The organism is Priestia sp. TRM10 (assembly GCF_057808375.1).
The window spans coordinates 617,603-634,678 of the sequence record NZ_JBJZOT010000013.1 but is presented as its reverse complement, the minus strand read 5'-3'; the positions used below and the strand labels follow the sequence as shown (position 1 = coordinate 634,678).

14 protein-coding genes are annotated in these 17,076 nt (G+C 33.6%); 3 read left to right on the top strand and 11 right to left on the bottom strand.

The genetic code is table 11. The annotated features are described in order from the left end of the window. Positions 1-2: 2 nt before the first annotated feature. Both ACK3CR_RS14520 and ACK3CR_RS14515 read right to left on the bottom strand, forming a co-directional pair. Complete coding sequence (locus ACK3CR_RS14520) at positions 3-1,034, bottom strand: DUF418 domain-containing protein (RefSeq protein ID WP_328122853.1); 1,032 nt, start codon at positions 1,032-1,034, stop codon at positions 3-5. Positions 1,035-1,653: 619 nt separating this feature from the next. Further along, on the bottom strand, positions 1,654-2,574 hold the full coding sequence (locus ACK3CR_RS14515; protein WP_430239162.1) for a DMT family transporter: 921 nt from the start codon (positions 2,572-2,574) through the stop codon (positions 1,654-1,656). A 118-nt stretch (positions 2,575-2,692) separates the two neighbouring features. Here ACK3CR_RS14515 and ACK3CR_RS14510 point away from each other — a divergent pair, with 118 nt between their 5' ends. Then, positions 2,693-4,030 carry an aminotransferase-like domain-containing protein gene (locus tag ACK3CR_RS14510; protein ID WP_410915039.1) on the top strand — a complete coding sequence of 446 codons (1,338 nt, stop codon included), beginning with the start codon at positions 2,693-2,695 and terminating at the stop codon, positions 4,028-4,030. A gap of 517 nt (positions 4,031-4,547) precedes the next feature. Here the strand turns inward: ACK3CR_RS14510 and ACK3CR_RS14505 are convergent. The 8 genes from ACK3CR_RS14505 to ACK3CR_RS14470 form a co-directional block, all read right to left on the bottom strand. Further along, complete coding sequence (locus ACK3CR_RS14505) at positions 4,548-5,651, bottom strand: GerAB/ArcD/ProY family transporter (protein WP_488975634.1); 1,104 nt, start codon at positions 5,649-5,651, stop codon at positions 4,548-4,550. Between the two features lie 314 nt (positions 5,652-5,965). Further along, positions 5,966-6,979: a DUF3231 family protein gene (locus ACK3CR_RS14500; protein WP_243512583.1), complete on the bottom strand. Its 1,014-nt coding sequence runs from the start codon at positions 6,977-6,979 to the stop codon at positions 5,966-5,968. Positions 6,980-7,620: 641 nt separating this feature from the next. Further along, a complete protein-coding gene (locus ACK3CR_RS14495) occupies positions 7,621-8,385 on the bottom strand; it encodes a DUF817 domain-containing protein (protein ID WP_488975633.1) in 765 nt (254 codons plus the stop codon). 135 nt (positions 8,386-8,520) lie between these two features. Next, complete coding sequence (locus ACK3CR_RS14490) at positions 8,521-8,742, bottom strand: helix-turn-helix domain-containing protein (protein WP_061806037.1); 222 nt, start codon at positions 8,740-8,742, stop codon at positions 8,521-8,523. Between the two features lie 10 nt (positions 8,743-8,752). Continuing rightward, positions 8,753-9,235, bottom strand: coding sequence for a DUF2975 domain-containing protein (locus ACK3CR_RS14485; RefSeq protein WP_243512601.1), 483 nt, complete (start codon positions 9,233-9,235; stop codon positions 8,753-8,755). A 369-nt stretch (positions 9,236-9,604) separates the two neighbouring features. Then, positions 9,605-10,546, bottom strand: a complete 942-nt coding sequence (gene manA / locus ACK3CR_RS14480) for a mannose-6-phosphate isomerase, class I (protein WP_243512604.1) — start codon at positions 10,544-10,546, stop codon at positions 9,605-9,607. 17 nt (positions 10,547-10,563) lie between these two features. Beyond that, complete coding sequence (locus tag ACK3CR_RS14475; RefSeq protein WP_243512607.1) at positions 10,564-12,510, bottom strand: PTS fructose transporter subunit IIABC; 1,947 nt, start codon at positions 12,508-12,510, stop codon at positions 10,564-10,566. Positions 12,511-12,659: 149 nt separating this feature from the next. Next, positions 12,660-14,606, bottom strand: a complete 1,947-nt coding sequence (locus tag ACK3CR_RS14470; protein WP_488975631.1) for a BglG family transcription antiterminator — start codon at positions 14,604-14,606, stop codon at positions 12,660-12,662. 707 nt (positions 14,607-15,313) lie between these two features. On the opposite strand from ACK3CR_RS14470, the gene ACK3CR_RS14465 reads away from it, so the two are divergent. Together ACK3CR_RS14465 and ACK3CR_RS14460 are read left to right on the top strand one after the other, a co-directional pair. Further along, complete coding sequence (locus ACK3CR_RS14465) at positions 15,314-15,622, top strand: four-helix bundle copper-binding protein (protein WP_488975630.1); 309 nt, start codon at positions 15,314-15,316, stop codon at positions 15,620-15,622. A 125-nt stretch (positions 15,623-15,747) separates the two neighbouring features. Then, complete coding sequence (locus ACK3CR_RS14460; RefSeq protein ID WP_243512638.1) at positions 15,748-16,332, top strand: cysteine hydrolase family protein; 585 nt, start codon at positions 15,748-15,750, stop codon at positions 16,330-16,332. A 137-nt stretch (positions 16,333-16,469) separates the two neighbouring features. On the opposite strand, the gene ACK3CR_RS14455 is transcribed toward ACK3CR_RS14460, so the two are convergent. Beyond that, on the bottom strand, positions 16,470-16,706 hold the full coding sequence (locus ACK3CR_RS14455) for a DUF3953 domain-containing protein (protein ID WP_243512641.1): 237 nt from the start codon (positions 16,704-16,706) through the stop codon (positions 16,470-16,472). Positions 16,707-17,076: the final 370 nt, after the last annotated feature.

The following is a 17,076-nucleotide window of genomic DNA, read 5'->3' as shown; positions in this document are numbered from 1 at the left end:
CTTCATTTTTTAATGAGGAAAGGTCCGATTTTCCAATATGTCACAATTCTCCAAATCCACTCAAGAGGCCCCATTCTAAATAATCGTAGCCAAATGAGACTGAAAACGATTTGAATTACGTAAATAGCTAAACATATATATAGTGATTGCATATACGTAATAGCTGAGGCGGACTTGAATAATAAGTTTCCTGCTAGTAAAATAAATGCTGTTTGTCCAAGATAATTGGTTAACGCCATACGGCCGTAATATTTGAGTGGTGATAGCAATATTCTTACCATTTTTGTTTGCAACAAGAGCAGTAGTAATCCCACGTAAAAAGCTGAAATGATGGGCCCGACTGTCACACCTATTTTTAAAAATTTACTAGCTTGATCCATTGACCCATCTTCAGAATATAAAATCATATTTTGAAAAGGATATTGGGGAATTAAACTATATTGGACCACTAACCCAAACAAACTTAGGAAGAATGTAACTACTGTAAAGACAAAGACTTTCTTTGTTTTTTGGGATAAGTTTTCAAATACTCTGTACTGTCCAGCAGAAAGACCTAATAAAATAAATGGAAGAGTTAATAGTAATTTCTCTCCCATAACTCCGAACCAAATTAACAAAGTTATACCTATAGCTAAATTAATATGCTTATTTACTTTATAGAAAGGCATCACAATAAAACCGCAAATTGCATAATACTTTAATGCTTCTCCTGGCTGGAATATAGAATGTATGGCTCCAAAGGCCAATAATATAATAATTCTGCGCAAAAATAGAATATAGCCATTTTTCCCTTTTTCCTTTGCGCGAGTAATAAAAATGTAGAACCCTACTCCAAATAGAAATGAAAACATGGAATAAAAGCGACCTTCTACAAATAAGTATAAAAATCGTTGATAGCCTACATCAGGTGTATGTGGTGCTGGAATATTTATATCAAGAAGAGCAAGAATATTGACTAAAATAATGCCCAGCAATGCAAAACCTCGAATATAATCAAGTGACTCAATTCTTGGGTTTATAGTATTTCTTTCCATGCAACAACGCTCCTTATCAGTATTTCCTTTACTGATCTTACAAAACAGGATTAAAAACACCTATTGTTTTAACTTACAAAGTCTCTTACATTTTTGTAAGATATAAAAAAGGAGAGTAAGGGAATAAATTCGTGTACAACATATGTATATAAGAAAAAACGCTGCAACCCTTATTCTTATGGTTTGCAGCGTTTTTTCTTAAAGTAGAGATACAATATTCCGCTTCTCCATCATCTACACTTTATAACAATGTATATTTCTAACATATCCTTATAAAAAGGTCCCCGATCTTACATAAAACTTTTATGAATTAGAAGCTCTGTTTTACCTTATAAAATATCATTTTTTAGTCTCGATAATTTATCTTCGCCACAATAAATAGGCACAAACTTCTTGGTAAACAAGGAATCTGTGCCTTCTCTTTCTTTTCTATGCAGTTTTTTCATTTCTTATTTGATTAATTATAATAGAAATTTCTTTATAAATGGTTAATAGTTCTGTTGTACATTGCTCACTTTTATATCTGCCTCAATATTTAACTAAGCATCTATTAGTTTTAGAAGAGCTCTTGCTCATTTATGGATATCGTATAATTCGTCATCAAAACAAGAGTAAGAGGCTATGCCTTTTTATTGATTTTACCCCTTACACCAACAAAATTTGTCCCCACAACACCAATAATAATGATAATTCCACCAATTAAGTGATAGAAGTGGAACGTTTCTTGTAAAAATAAAACGCCAGCTACAATTGTAATTAGCGTAGCCACATTACTAAAAACACTCATTTTGGCTGCTTCGATTTTGGACAAAGCAAAATTTGAAAGATATGACGTAACAAGCGATGATAATATTCCTAAATACAAAATAGCTAATACAAAGTCCACATGTAAAAATGGTTGAAAAAATCCACCCATTGTTCCTTCTATCATACGACTTCCAATTGCCATACTATTAAACACAACAAAACCAAATAATGTCATAACATACGTTATCGTTAATAAGGAATATTGTTGTGTAAGCTTTCTTGCAAAAACATTATATAAGGCAGAAGCAATAGAGGAAATAATAATAAGTGCACTTCCGACTAAATTTGCTGTTTTAGCTCCTGTCCCATTCATCACAAGTAAGTAAATGACGCCAATCACTGATAAACATATAAAAACAAGCTGCACACGTTTTGCTCTCTCCTTCAAAATTACAATAGCAAATAGTAATGTAAAAATAGGTATTGTAGCTTGTATAATTCCAGCTTCCGAAGAAGATGTCCTAGCTAGACCAAATATTTGAAAAGCGAAAAATAGCATTGGATATAACAGGGCTAAAGGTAGGATTCTAGTAATATCTCTCCAATGTATCTTTAATTTATTTTTAGTGAATTGTACAAAAATTGTCGCTCCAACAAAGGCAATGGTAAAGCGATGAGCAAGTGTGTCTAATGGTGTAGCCACCACCAAAGTCATTTTAACAAACATAAAGGATAGCCCAATAATAAATGCATAGGCTATCGCAGCAATATAAGCTTTACTTTTTTCAGTCATACAAATTACTCCTTCTATTTTTTATCCGATTGATAAATCCATCATAATCAATCTTAGAACTTTTTGCGATATAATAAATACGCATCTGTACCGATACAGATAATAAAGGAGGCTTCATATGTTTAAATACGAATCGATATACAATAACATAAAAGATCGAATTCAACTGGCTGATTTACAGGCAGGTGAAAAGTTGCCATCTATTCGTGATTTATCTCAGCAATTTACTTGTAGTAAAAGTACGATATTAACGGCTCTCAATAAACTAGAAGATCAACACTTGATTTACGCCATTCCTAAAAGTGGTTACTATGTAGTAGATCATCAAATGCCACATAAACCTTCTACTACCGATTTTATAGACTTTGCTACGTCATCTCCAACATGGCACGCCTTTCCTTATAAAGACTTTCAACATTGCATGAATAAAGCAATTGATACGTATCAAGAAGAATTATTTCATTATGGAACCCCAAATGGTTTGCCTTCCTTAATTGATGAAGCTAGAAAACTATTAGAGACGTATCAAATATTTACACATTCAGATCATATTTTTGTTACTTCAGGCGTTCAGCAAGCTTTAGCGATTCTTAGTCTCATGCCTTTTCCTAATCATCGTAAAACGATACTTGTTGAACAGCCAAGTTATCATCTTTATATGGACTTTATAAAAACCTATAAGCTACCAGTAGTTGGGATTAGAAGGACCGTAAATGGAATTGATTTAGAGGAATTAGAACAAATCTTCCGTTCTCATGATATTAAATTTTTTTATACGATGCCACGATTTCATAGCCCTTTAGGCACTTCCTATCGTAAAAAAGAAAAAGAAGCCATTCTATCTTTAGCCGCTAGATATGATGTTTATATTGTAGAAGATGACTATTTAGCCGATTTTGAACAAAATACAAAAGTAGATCCGCTATTTTCGTATGATACACATAATCATGTGATTTATTTAAAAAGTTTTTCTAAAATTATGTTCCCTGGATTACGTATAGGGTTTGCGGTCTTACCACCATTATTAACTCCTCTCTTTCAGAGATATAAAAAAACAACGGATATTGACAGCTCAATGATTTCACAAGCAGCATTGGAACTTTATATAAAGAGTGGCATGTTTAATCATTATCGTGCTAGAGTAAGCGGTACTTATGCAGCCCGCGCAACCATACTTCAGCATGCTTTAAAAAAACATTTGTCTGTATATCAATCTCCCTCAGAAATTTGTATGCATAGTCACATTGTATTACCAAAGAGAGTCAATTTAAATTTACTTATTTCTCATTTAAATCAACATAAAGTTTTATTAGAACCTATTGATGGAAATTATTTAGATGGCGTTTTGAATGAAAGAATTTTAAAGTTGAATATTTCTAACATAAAAGAATATAAAATTGAAGAAGGAATTAAAAAAATCGCTATAGCTTTAAATAATAGCAAAAACTACTTCTAATAAGAAAGATGATTCAATTATACATTTCCAGGTTATGTGGTGATATTGATAATCATAGTAACGAGGAAAAAATCAGTTCAGTTGTTTTTATAACCAAAGCAAAGATGAACACTATACTTTAGGTGTCAAAAAATGAGTTTATGGAGTAATACATACAAATTCAGGAAAATGTTTCAGTGCATAAATTAGATACGGATTGTTAATTATTATGGATATATTGCTATTGTAAAATTTAATATCATTGAATTAACATTTTAGCCAAAAATAATCTGATCCTTAGTAATAGAATAAACATACGATATACACGGCTAGTTCACAAAACACGGTAAAGAAAGTTTGATTAAATCAAATCTCCTTTACCGTGTTTTATTCAATCTTGATAAAAATAAGGATTAGTAATTCGAGATAAAACAAAGAAAAATCCCACTAAATACGTTTCTAATCCGAATGTAAAAATCCCTATTTACCCTTTTTGTTATTATGCTAAATTCTCTTTTTATTCGTGTTTAATAATAGCTTATTGCTCGTTCAATTTCCTTTTAAAATGCGAACGGATACTAGAGATTAGCAGCATAAACAAAGGAACAACGACAAACATAACGAAAGAAACGATCTCTGTAATAAAACCTTCTTCCCCTTGCTCTGAAAAACTAGAAGCCATTGTAAGAGATAGGAAAATAACAATAGTCCCTATAGGTAAAAGAATGGGATGATACCTTTTTAATTTAAATAAATCAGCTATTCCAATAATTGCACTATATAAATAGACCGATGCTTTGAAAAAGACAGTAATCAATAATGTAAAAACCACAATTGCGTCAAGTCTTTCAATAAAATCCAACAGATTGACCTTCCCAACTGCTGTTAACGTTGGAAATGTAGACTTTTTCATCACTTCTAAACCAAGAACAGATATATTTAACAAGACGGTCCACCCTAAAATAAGTCCGCTTGAAATTAAGGCTACCAGCCATACTCTCTTTACTAATTGAGGTTGATTTAAATATGGTGCGATCATCGTAAAGGCTATCATTTCACCAAATGGGAAAATGAGTAGATGAGGAAAGGCTGTAGTAAAGATAGGCTTCCATCCATGTTCAAGAAAAGGAAGGATATGATGAAAATCAACATCTCCTGATACAAGAACAAAAAAATTCCCCGCTCCCCCTAACAAAAGTAAAATAACAATAAATACTTCTGCTGTCCTCCCTACTACTTCCACTCCTAGATGAATGACATAGCACATCACTAGCACAAGGGTAAGATTAATTGCCAATAAGGGGGTTTCTGATAAGGTAGATGAAACTAATAAATCTCCGAATTCCCGTACGTTTCTTCCGCAAATATACAAGAAATAGACACAGTATAACAAACCAACAATCCATCCAACGTATTTACCCAATATCTCACGTGTATATCCAGTAAGAAGCAAGTTAGGATATTGACGAAATAAAAAATAATAGATAAACGATAAGATAATCCCTCCACTCATTGCTAAGAGAATAGAAAGCCAGACATCCTTTCCTGCCTCTCCTCCGTAGCTGACAACCAAGGCTGTTCCTAACTCAAAGATAAACATCAAAGCAAAGAGTTGAATTCCGCTTATTTTTGCTTTCTCCATTCATTGAAAACTCCCTTCTTTGCTTATATCTATTGATTTATATAGGATTTGATTGTCATACTTGTTTAAGGGATGAAGCGTACTGGGATGATCGTCGAAACAGCTGACATGGACATCCGAATATCGCTTTCATACAACATTAACAAGGTGAACTTGAGCCATAACACTTCTATAAAGTTATTTACCATCTTTAAAAACGAGAAAACGACTGATTCAAGTCGTTTCTTCTCGTTTTATACTTTAGATGATATCCAAATCTTATTTACATCATTATATTTTTATCAAATCGTTCTTTCATAACTCCTCTTACGGGTTCATTTTTTCTTTTTTACCAGTTGCTCTTTATCTAATGTTGTAGGAGGCTGCTCCATCCATTTATTCTTAATCATGATATCAGCTCCATCCTTAGCATACTGAGCCACCTCAAAGGATAAACGTTCATAATTAAGAATGAGGTCCGTTCTTTGACTAGCTGATGCTGCTGTAGAGTAATTTCCTGTTCCTGTTGCACTTAACATTCCCATATGAAACATAGCCAGTTTATCCGAAAAAGGCGGTGTTGTAGCATCGGTAATGGCAACATCAGATGAAATAGGGGATTCTATATCGCTATCAAGAAGAATCCTTGTGAAAATCCGCATATGTTTTCGGGAAATATCCCTTCCTCTTAACATCCAATTTTGAATTTCTTCATGAGGGGAGACCTGAGCAAAACTAAGGGACAGTTTACTTCCGATATGGTTAGTGACACTATTCATGTATAAATGAGAAATTTCTATAGCATTTAATGGCCGTTGTTTATTGAATAGAGAAAAACCACTTAAATATTTGTGACTATCTACAAAATCCGTTTTGGTCGGGTACGGGATATAAGGTGCTCGAATATATAATCCCTTTTCTAGTAATAAATCTGTAGTTTTATCAAATAAATCAGATGTTTCTCCCAGTCCTTTTATAAAATACGTTTTGAGGTCTTTCCTCGCCCCCATAGAGGTGAATCCACTATATCCAAGCATCCCTACTCTAGTCATATGGGCTAAATATTGAAGGATAAAAGCATCTGTATATAACCGAGGAGCATTCACATTCACATCCTCATCTGTAAATCCTGTTGGGAGTGGAATCTGTTCTTGTTGAAATAATGTGGTTAACTTCTCAATATGAGCACAAGAGATATCATACGCCTCCTGAATAAGGGGACGCATATCTTCATCTTCTACCGTCTGTAAGAAATAAGATAATACACATTTGGACATACTATCTTGCATATAGTTAGTCCATATACAAGCTATTTCAGCTGACGTTAATTGAGTAGGATGTGTCGTCATAATCTAGGTACCTCCAGAGAATAATTGTTCAAGATATGTATATTATTTACAGATTTAATCTAAATTATTATGACGAAAGCCAAGGGAGAATCTCCCCTGTCCTTTATTTATTATTTAGTGGTATCTTTTTTCTGCCTGAAACCAATTTACAAAACGATGAGTAATCAATAGTAAAACAGCATAAATCATGATATTCAGATATCCCCGTTTTTCTTCTATTTATAAATTTTCCATACAAAAACTCACTAAGACATAACTTAGTGAGTTAGAAAATGTATAGATTATGTATTTTTAATTTACATAAAACATCTTTGGGAAAGTTAGAGAGGCTTGGCTCCCGTATCATTTAAGAGTTCTGTGCCTTTTCTTTTTTCGTTACTCCATAAATGCGCTCGATAAAGAACTTAAATAAACTTCCCTCCTATAGTTTAAGTAAATATTTTCACAAGAACCCCTACTAAAGAAAGCTATTTATAAAGAAAAAAGCAACAATTCTAACGTTGCTTTTTCCAATTTATCTTATTCGCAATTTTGTACGCTAGAGGAATTTCAACTTACAAAAGCCCAATGCCTTATTATGCTAAGGATTTGACTCTTAAAAAGAGCGTTCTTAGCAGTATAAAAATTAACTAGTATCTATCCTAGCGGTAATTTTCCTTAACCTGCTTTAACGTCGCTACTATAAGAAAGCTAACAATCACTAATAAGAGCCATGAACTCACCTTTCCTAGATGAACGAGGCTCCATGAATCAGTTTGGTTTGGATATTCCCACGCTCCAAAGAACGTTGCGATATTTTCGGCTATCCATATAAAAAAACCGATGAGCACAAAAGAAAGCGCGATTGGCATACGGTAACGAGTTCCATCAACTTCGTATATGACCCATGATTGCCAAAAGACGATAATTACAAGTCCAGATAACCACCAACGAATATCAATCCAATAATGGTGGGTGAAAAAGTTCAAATAAATCGCAGCTGTAAGAGGTACAACTACCAAAAACGGTGGCCACTTAATCAGTTCAACCTTAAATCTCCTCCACGCCTGGCAAAGATAACTCGCTACACTTGCGTACATGAATCCACTATACAAAGGTACTCCAAAAATTTTAGAATATCCTTCCTCTGGGTAAGACCAGGAACCCATATGTACCTTAAAAAGTTCAAGAAAGAGTCCAATAAGGTGAAACAATGTGATAACCTTTAGTTCATCCTGTGTTTCAAGTCCAAAACGCACCATCCACCACTGCATCAGAAGACAGATGATGAGCAGCCAGTCATATCGTGACAGGAAAGATATCGGCATGATTTGCGTAAAAGCCAAAGAGGCAAAAATAACGACAGGAAACAAACACGAGAGGGCCTGCTCCCAACCAAAACGAACGAGTTGTTTTAGTGCCCTCATGATTCTGTGCTCCAGAGTTTTTTTCTGAATATAGGGAAGTCCTGCTTAGTGTAGATGAATACATTTAGAGTTAGATGCATAAGTTCACCCCTGAACAACTTTCTCTTCCTCTCTATGTTACATATTCCTATTTTATTAATCTTGGGTATCTTCATCACTTCGGTATTCTAGAAGATCTCCTGGTTGACATTCTAATGCTTTGCAAATCGCCTCTAAAGTGGATAATCGAACTGCCTTTGCCTTTCCATTTTTCAATATAGAAAGATTAGCCATCGTTATTCCAACCCTCTCCGAAAGTTCCGTAACGCTCATTTTCCTTTTAGCCAGCATCACGTCAATATTGATTATAATTGCCATTGTTTTCACCTCAGACTGTTAAGTCATTTTCTGATTTTATATCAATCGCTTCTTTTAATAGTTTTTGAAGAACAGCAGCAAAGACCGCAATTACCATTGAAGCAAAAATAATTACTAATCCAATTAATATAATACCCGGGGCATCGTCTTTCTCCGCTATGAGATATAAAAGTGGCATGCCGACCACATATAAGATACTGATTGTGATGGCACAGTATTTTATATTCTTTAAAGCTTTTACAGAAATTGTAGAGAACGCTTTATTCTTATCAATATAACTTAAAAGTTTAAAAGCTTGATACAGAGCAATGTAAAAAGGGATTGCCGCTGCATACAAATCGATAAAAATAAGATATTTTATATACGCCATATCTGGATACAATTCTGCTGCATAACTCCCTACCTCAGGCACTAAAAATATGCATAAAGCAAGAACTGGAATTCCCATAAGAATAACAGCTATCTTTAAAAAGAAGGTTGTTCCTTTGTTCATAAAAAGCACCTCACTTATTTATTGTCAGTTTGAATTTAACACATAATTTATTGTTTCACAATAAATTTTTATTCAATATTGTTATTTTTTTATTGCTAAATAAATGTTAATTGTTTCAAAAGCGATAGGTGGCCTTAGTCAAAAGACTACGATTCTATCTCGTAGTCTAAAAAAATAGATTTGACTTATTATTAGAAAGTATTATCAAGTTAAGTAAAATAGCTGTAGTAATTGGGAATAAAAAAAGCTTTGGTTAGACCAAAGCTTTTTTTATCCTTATGTTGTAGTAGAAAAAGGGAAAATGTCATTAAACAGACTTTCTAGTATTATCAGTAACAAGTAATATACTACGCTTAATAAATACAGCTATTACAAACTTGAAACAATACATTTAGTATCACCGACAAGTTCATATTCTCCAAAACTAGTAGGCAATATAAAATGATCTCCCTTTTTGAAGAAATAACTCTTATCTTCCTTTATTAGTTCCCCTTCTCCATCAATTATGCTAACAAGAAGAAATTGCTTTTGCTGTTTCAAATGGGCTAACCCTTTTAGCTCCCATTTTTCTACCGAAAAATAATCTCCTTGAACAAAGTGTGTTATGCTCAAATTTTCTACTTTTTCATGCATAACTGATAGTTGATTTTGTGTAAATGGTGTCTCAGTCACTTCAATACTCTTTTCAAGATGAACCTCACGTAAATTCCCTTCAGAATCTCTTCTATTATAATCATATAATCGATAAGTTGTATCTGAATTTTGCTGCGTTTCTAATATTAAAATCCCTTTACCAATTGCATGAACCGTGCCGCTTGGCACATAGAAGAAATCTCCTGGTTTTACCTTTATTCGATGTAATAGTTTGTTCCATTCTTGATTTTCAATCATAGCAATTAATTCTTCTTTTGTTTTTGCATGATGCCCATAAATAATTTCTGCATCTTCTATAGCATCAATTACATACCAACACTCTGTTTTTCCTAGTTCTCCTTCATGGATACTAGCATATTCATCATTTGGATGAACTTGAACGGATAAGTCTTGATTAGCATCTAAGATTTTTGTAAGAAGAGGAAAACGTTCTCCCTCCACATTCCCAAATAAATCTCGATGTTCTTCCCATAATTCACCTAAAGATAATCCTTTATATTTTCCGTTCTTAACCACACTTTGTCCATGTGGATGCGCTGAAAAAGCCCAGCACTCCCCAGTATGATTCGATGGAATTTCATATCCAAAAGAAATTAATTGTGTCCCCCCCCAAATTCTTTCTTGAAAAACTGGTGCAAAAAATAACGGTTCAGTCATAATTAAAATCCTCCATTCTATGCAATTTCATCTAGTAACTTGTATGCGTCTTCTTTTGTTTGAACAGATAATAATCGCTCTTTATAACTGTCATCCATCAGTTTTCGAGAAAGCATTTGAAGGATTTTCAAATGTTCATTCCCTTCACTTTCTTTTGGTACAGCAATCATAAATATTAACTTCGCTTCCGTTCCATCAAGGCTTTTCCAATCCACACCTGATTGCTTGATTCCAAATACAACACTTGGTTTCCTGACAGCATCTGATTTTCCATGTGGAATCGCAATGTTCATGCCAATACCTGTTGTACCTTCTTGCTCACGATTCATAATTGCTTGTTTAAATTCTTCCTCTGAATGAAGTGCACCAACATGGTTCAATTTTCCGATCATTTCATCAATGATCTCATCGCGTGTTTCCCCTGTTAAATCCGTTTCAATAAGCTCTAAATTTATAATTTCTGTTAGTTTTTGAATAACAATTTGTTTACTTTCTATTTGAGTTTCTTGTTGCACTTGTGGCATTTCTCTTGTTGCTGAAACTTCTTTTATTTGTTCAATTTCCGGCTTTTTTATTTTTGACATATCTTTTTTCAATACATTTACTATAATAGCCGTCACACTAGATCCTACAATTACAGCTACAAAGAACATCACTACATTATCTACAGCTCCTAACACAGCAACAATTGGACCGCCATGCGCTACTCTATCTCCTACATGACCAATCATTGCAATAACGGCACCTGTCATAGAACCCGCCATAACACTTGGAATAACACGAAGGGGATCTTGTGCTGCAAATGGAATTGCACCTTCAGTAATACCAAATAGCCCCATTGTAAATGCTGCTTTCCCCATTTCCCTTTCAGACGTTTGGAACTTTCTCTTTCCTATAAACGTAGCAAGCCCCATTCCAATTGGCGGAATACAAATTGCTGCAGCAATTGGACCCATAATTTCGTAGTTTCCTTCTCCAATCATCGCTGAACCAAACAAGAAGGCTACCTTATTGAACGGTCCACCCATATCAAAAGAAATCATAGCTCCTAAAATAAGCGCTAAAAGAATAGAACTTGAACCTTGCATACCTGCTAACCAAGCTGTTAATGACTCAAAAACTTGTGCGACAGGAGCACCAATAATAAATACAAATGCAAGACCTACAATAAGTGAAGCAACTACTGGAATGATAATAATCGGCATAATAGGTTGAATCGCTTTTGGAACTTTTAACTTTTTAATCCCTAACGCCATATAACCAGCTAAGAAACCAGCGATAATTCCGCCAAGGAAACCAGCACCGCTTTCACTTCCATAAAAACTTCCCGTTGCCGCAATATATCCACCAATCATACCAGGAACAAGGCCAGGCTTATCTGCTATACTATAAGCAATATATCCTGCTAAAATTGGCACCATAAATGTAAAGGATGTGCTGCCAATTTGCTCAATTGTTTTCCAAAAAGAACCTTCTGGAATAACTAAACCACCTGGTGTTTTTTCTCCCCCGAGAGTTAGCGCAATGGCAACTAATAATCCACCTACTACAATGAATGGCACCATGAAAGATACTCCATTCATTAAATGACGATATATTGGATTTTGTTTTTTCGCTGTTTGATTCCCTTCTAGCGTTTTAGACTGTGAACGATAAATTGGTACATCACTACTTACTACTTTCTGGATCAATTCCTCGGGTTTACGAATACCATCTTGTACTCCAACAACTAGTAATGGCTTTCCTACAAATCTATCTTTATTTACAGCTCTATCAGCAGCGATAATAATACCGTCTGCTTCGCGGATATCCTGCTCATTCAGTTCATTTTCCACCCCGATACCACCTTGGGTTTCAACCTTCATTTGAACTCCTAATTTATCCGCTGCTTTTTGCAAATTTTCCGCTGCCATATATGTATGGGCAATCCCATTCGGACACGATGTAATGGCTAATATTTTCATTTTCAATCCTCCTCACTTCCTTTGTAAGCGCCTACATTCAATATATATCAAGATGAAGATGACAAAAGTTTCGTTTTTTACCGTAACTTCCGGAAAAATCGACCTTTTACCATAATAAAAAAGTGAGGTATCTCAACCTCACTTTTCGCTTAATTATGCAAATAGGATAAAAACTTCATTACATTTGTTTCCTTTGTCAGCTTTTGAACAAAAGATGGTTGTTCACTTATAACAGAAAGCTCTTGGAATAGTCTCTTTGTTACTTCTTTCCCATCGCTCTTAACTGCTAACATGAATACAAGTGATACTTCCTCCGTTCCCCATTCAATTGGTTCTTTCAATGTCGCAATGGCAATAGCTGATTCCTTAATAAACTTAGCATTCGCATGAGGAATGGCAATCCCGGTCCCAATCGCTGTTGCTGACATTTTTTCTCTTATAATCGCATGTTCTGCATAATCTTTATCAACATAACCTTTACTATGCAAAGCTTCTGCTAACTTTTCAATTAACTGATAAGGGTGTTTCACTTCTTGTTGTAAAAACACTAAGAACGGCGTTGTGTAGTTTAACATAACAAAGTCTTCTTTTTCTTTATAATGTGTTTTATTCAGTTGCTTTATAAAATCTTCTAGTTTTTTTTCTTCTGTCCACTCTAATAACGGAGATACGACAAAGTGAGGAAGAGCGAGTTTAGGAAGGGTGATTGTAGAAATAATAAGTTCTACATCTTGATGTGTCGCTAAGTACGCCTCCAAATCTGCTTTCGCTATACACCCCATCACGTGAACATGACGAAATCTCCGTTCAATCTTTGTGCGTAACAACTGGGACATTCCAATTCCCATATGGCAAACAATAATGACTTTTTTAGATTTTTCTTGATGATCCAAACGTTCCATCGCTGCTTCAAAGTGTAAAGTAAGATATGCTGCTTCCTCTTCTGGGATGTAAACAGCAAGCGTTTCATTCATTTCTTCTAATACTTGAATTAGCATATCGAACATATAAGGATACATTCTTTTTATATCATGAAGCATTGGATTCGATAGTGAAAGATCATAATGCAACCGATTCAATGTGGTATATAAATGAATATGTAACCCCTCAATAAGAACTGGATCCTTACTAAAATCTATTTCATTTAACTGTGACATACGTGTAATCAAATATTGAACAATCTGGGAAAGAATCAGGTTATTTTCACTAAACTTACTCTCTCCTTCTGCTTTCTCCTGATAACGAAGCTTCCCTCCTAAAATATGAGTTGTTAAATAGATCGCTTCTTCTTCTGGAAAACGAATCGTAAAAACCAACTCCAGTTGTTTTAAAAATTCCAACGTCCAGTTGTATTCTTTTGTTTCTTTCATTATTTTAATTTCTTGTTCAGAAATTGAAATAGACTGCTTAAGTTTTATTCTCCGTATCATAAGTAACGTGTGGGTCAATAAACTTTCAAATGTATCATCTGTAAAGAACAAGGAATGCCGTTTTTGTAGCGCTTTCAATTCCTTCATAACAAATTCAACTTCATGATATAGAAATTGCTTCTTAATAAATTGATGTGTAAAATCCGAATTACGAATTAAATCTGACAATCTAGCTAGCGCCTTTCTTTTATCCTTTTCACTTCCCTCAATCATCAATCCCACTCTCTGTTTGGAAATGATCGTTAATCCAAAACGACTTAACCACTTTTCAATGTTATCTAAATCTTTCTTTATAGTAGCCCGATTGACAAAATGCTGAGTAGCCATCTCCTGTGCTGTAACTGATTTTACATTCATCAACAAATTATAAGCAATATCCAAAATTCTTTCTTCATCTGATTCATACTTTGTACGATTATGAACACGATACAATCTATTAAATAAATCTATCTTTTCAGCTTCCTCAATCTCTAAGTACACCCCTAATCCAGGTTTTCGAACAAGAAGGGCACTCGAATACTTCATAAGATAATCCTCAATTGCTTTAAAGTCATTACGAATCGTTTTTTCCGAACAATTCACTCGATCTGCAAGGTCTTGCACCAATACATGTTCATCGGATTCAGATAACAATAAAAATAGAACTTCCTTTTGTCTTGTATTCATTCATTTCACCTATTCCCTATATCCTTTTATTCTCTGTCCATTATTTCTCCCTATGTTTAAAGGATATTTTGCTTTCTTATAAATACTGCTTTAATATATATGTATTTATTCTGGACGTTCACCTATATTTATACTATAGGTTATTACCTAAATACCATAACATAATAGTTGATGACCCCGATCATGGTAAATATTAAAATACCTTTGTTTTGTAAATAATATAACTTCCTTTTCTATATTATTTTTAGTGAAATCTATTTCTATATACACGATAAAATCCTACATTAATGAGCAAACTATTCAAGGGGTTGTGAGCTTTCCAGTTTCTTTAAGCCTTATCTTGCTCTAAACAAAAAAGATACTGGATCCCTCTCATATCCTTTTTTGTTTTTACATTGTATAAAGAACATAAACCTAGTTACCCTAATGTTACTTATCGTACATAAACTACTAGAGAAAACTTTCTAAAATATATAAGTATATTAATCTAATAGTTTGGACAGACTACTTATGTATTCCCTCCCCTATTCGGATAAATGAAAAAATCCTTTGCTGTACCAAGCAAAGGATTTTCTTTTGATTAAAGGTTATTTATTATAGGAAATTGCACATAATGAAAACTCTCTGTTATACATTTATACGTTTAACAAAAGAGAAAAAAGTCTAGTGTAATTAAAGAAGAAAAAAATGATAGGAGGAATTTTAATATGTCACATGAAAACTATCAATCTATAATTGAAACTCTACATGAATGTATGACTACTTGTAATCACTGTTATGATGCCTGCTTGAAAGAAGAGAATGTTAAAATGATGGCTCAATGCATTCGTTTGGATCGAGAGTGTGCAGATATTTGTGCTTATTTAGAACAAGCTTTAGGAAGAGGGACACCCTTTGTTTCTGAATTAGCTCAAGTATGTGCAGCTATTTGTGAAGCATGTGGGAACGAGTGCAAAAAACACGATCATGATCATTGTCAAAAATGTGCAGAAGAATGCAAGAAGTTAGCTTCATAAGCTAGAGATGGATATAAAACTTCTAAAAACATATTTTAGGAAATTTAAATAAAATTCTCACTTTATAATCCATCTCTATAACATAAATGTTAAAATATGTAGAAAAGACGTAAGGAGATTGACACATGAAAGAAAACTTTACTAATACGGCTTTAATAATCATTGATGTCCAAAAAGCTTTTGAAGATGAAAAATGGGGGCCAAGAAACAACCTGCATGCTGAGGACAATATTAAACTCTTATTAAAAGCGTGGAGAAAAAGAGAATATCCAATTGTACATATTCAGCATTTATCTGATAACGATCAATCCATCTTCCATCCTAATAAACAAAGTTCAGCTTTTAAAGATAGTGTAGTTCCAATAAAAGATGAAACTATTTTTAAAAAGAAAGTAAACAGTGCTTTTATAGGAACTGGTCTTGAGGAACATTTAAAAGAAAACAACATACAAAAAGTTGTCATTGTAGGATTAACAACTCCTCATTGTGTATCTACTACTACTCGAATGAGTGGTAATTTGGGATTTGAAACTTACTTAGTATCTGATGCAACGGCTGCATTTGCCATCAAAGGAGCAGACAACACCTATTATTCCGCTGAACAAATCCATAATGTTTCTTTAGCAACTTTAGATAATGAGTTTGCTAAAGTTTTGAGAACGGAAGAAGTAATGCAAAAGTTAAATTCAATTGAAACAACACAATTATAAGCATTGACTGTTTACTATAATAAAACTCAGTGACTATGATCTTGATTATAAGCAGGAAAAAGGAGTGAGATCTTTTAGATAATCATTCCTTTTTCTTTTAAGAATTTCTCAAACAAAATATTTAGCTGTTACAATCACTAATTTAATAAAAACCCTTGTATAGATCCAGATAAGGCAAATAAGGAAACCACAATGCACACATAACCCCAAAATTCTTTTTTGTTTTTTTGAAGTTCAATGAATCCTGTTACTAATATTAGAGCGCTCAATAGTAACATAGAATATGGCATAAGCTTAAAACTTTGAGTGAGTAAGCCATATCCAGATAAAATAACAACTATTACTGATAAAAAAACTCTTAATCCTTTCAACATATCTGTCCTCCTCCACGATCTAGTTTCATCATATCGTTTTGTTTTATGTTCTTAAAACTAGGCATCAAATTCTTGAATAAAGAAAGAAAGCATCATTCCAAGAAGGAGCATTATGTATAAAATATAAAACAGTTTAGATGTTGCCTCCCACCGTTTCTTCCAACTCTCTCTAAAAATTTTCTATCTATACTTCCCTTCATTTTTAAAAAGAAGATTTGCTTTTACTAAGGTACCATATTCTATTCGTGAACTAATCTCCCGCACTGATTTTTATTATAGCATCTATTTATTCCCCTCTATTTTATACGAACACATTAAACAAAAGTTCTATGATTATTACATAGATAATTACGAAAGAGGAACTTTGGCA

Bases quoted from the DNA above. Each gene is read 5' to 3' on its own strand.
- ACK3CR_RS14460 (WP_243512638.1), top strand. From the start codon at position 15,748: ATGAAAGAAAACTTTACTAATACGGCTTTAATAATCATTGATGTCCAA.
- ACK3CR_RS14475 (WP_243512607.1), bottom strand. From the start codon at position 12,510: ATGAAAATATTAGCCATTACATCGTGTCCGAATGGGATTGCCCATACA.
- ACK3CR_RS14470 (WP_488975631.1), bottom strand. From the start codon at position 14,606: ATGAATACAAGACAAAAGGAAGTTCTATTTTTATTGTTATCTGAATCC.
- ACK3CR_RS14520 (WP_328122853.1), bottom strand. From the start codon at position 1,034: ATGGAAAGAAATACTATAAACCCAAGAATTGAGTCACTTGATTATATT.
- ACK3CR_RS14455 (WP_243512641.1), bottom strand. From the start codon at position 16,706: ATGTTGAAAGGATTAAGAGTTTTTTTATCAGTAATAGTTGTTATTTTA.
- manA (WP_243512604.1), bottom strand. From the start codon at position 10,546: ATGACTGAACCGTTATTTTTTGCACCAGTTTTTCAAGAAAGAATTTGG.
- ACK3CR_RS14485 (WP_243512601.1), bottom strand. From the start codon at position 9,235: ATGAACAAAGGAACAACCTTCTTTTTAAAGATAGCTGTTATTCTTATG.
- ACK3CR_RS14515 (WP_430239162.1), bottom strand. From the start codon at position 2,574: ATGACTGAAAAAAGTAAAGCTTATATTGCTGCGATAGCCTATGCATTT.
- ACK3CR_RS14490 (WP_061806037.1), bottom strand. From the start codon at position 8,742: ATGGCAATTATAATCAATATTGACGTGATGCTGGCTAAAAGGAAAATG.
- ACK3CR_RS14510 (WP_410915039.1), top strand. From the start codon at position 2,693: ATGTTTAAATACGAATCGATATACAATAACATAAAAGATCGAATTCAA.
- ACK3CR_RS14495 (WP_488975633.1), bottom strand. From the start codon at position 8,385: ATGAGGGCACTAAAACAACTCGTTCGTTTTGGTTGGGAGCAGGCCCTC.
- ACK3CR_RS14505 (WP_488975634.1), bottom strand. From the start codon at position 5,651: ATGGAGAAAGCAAAAATAAGCGGAATTCAACTCTTTGCTTTGATGTTT.
- ACK3CR_RS14500 (WP_243512583.1), bottom strand. From the start codon at position 6,979: ATGACGACACATCCTACTCAATTAACGTCAGCTGAAATAGCTTGTATA.
- ACK3CR_RS14465 (WP_488975630.1), top strand. From the start codon at position 15,314: ATGTCACATGAAAACTATCAATCTATAATTGAAACTCTACATGAATGT.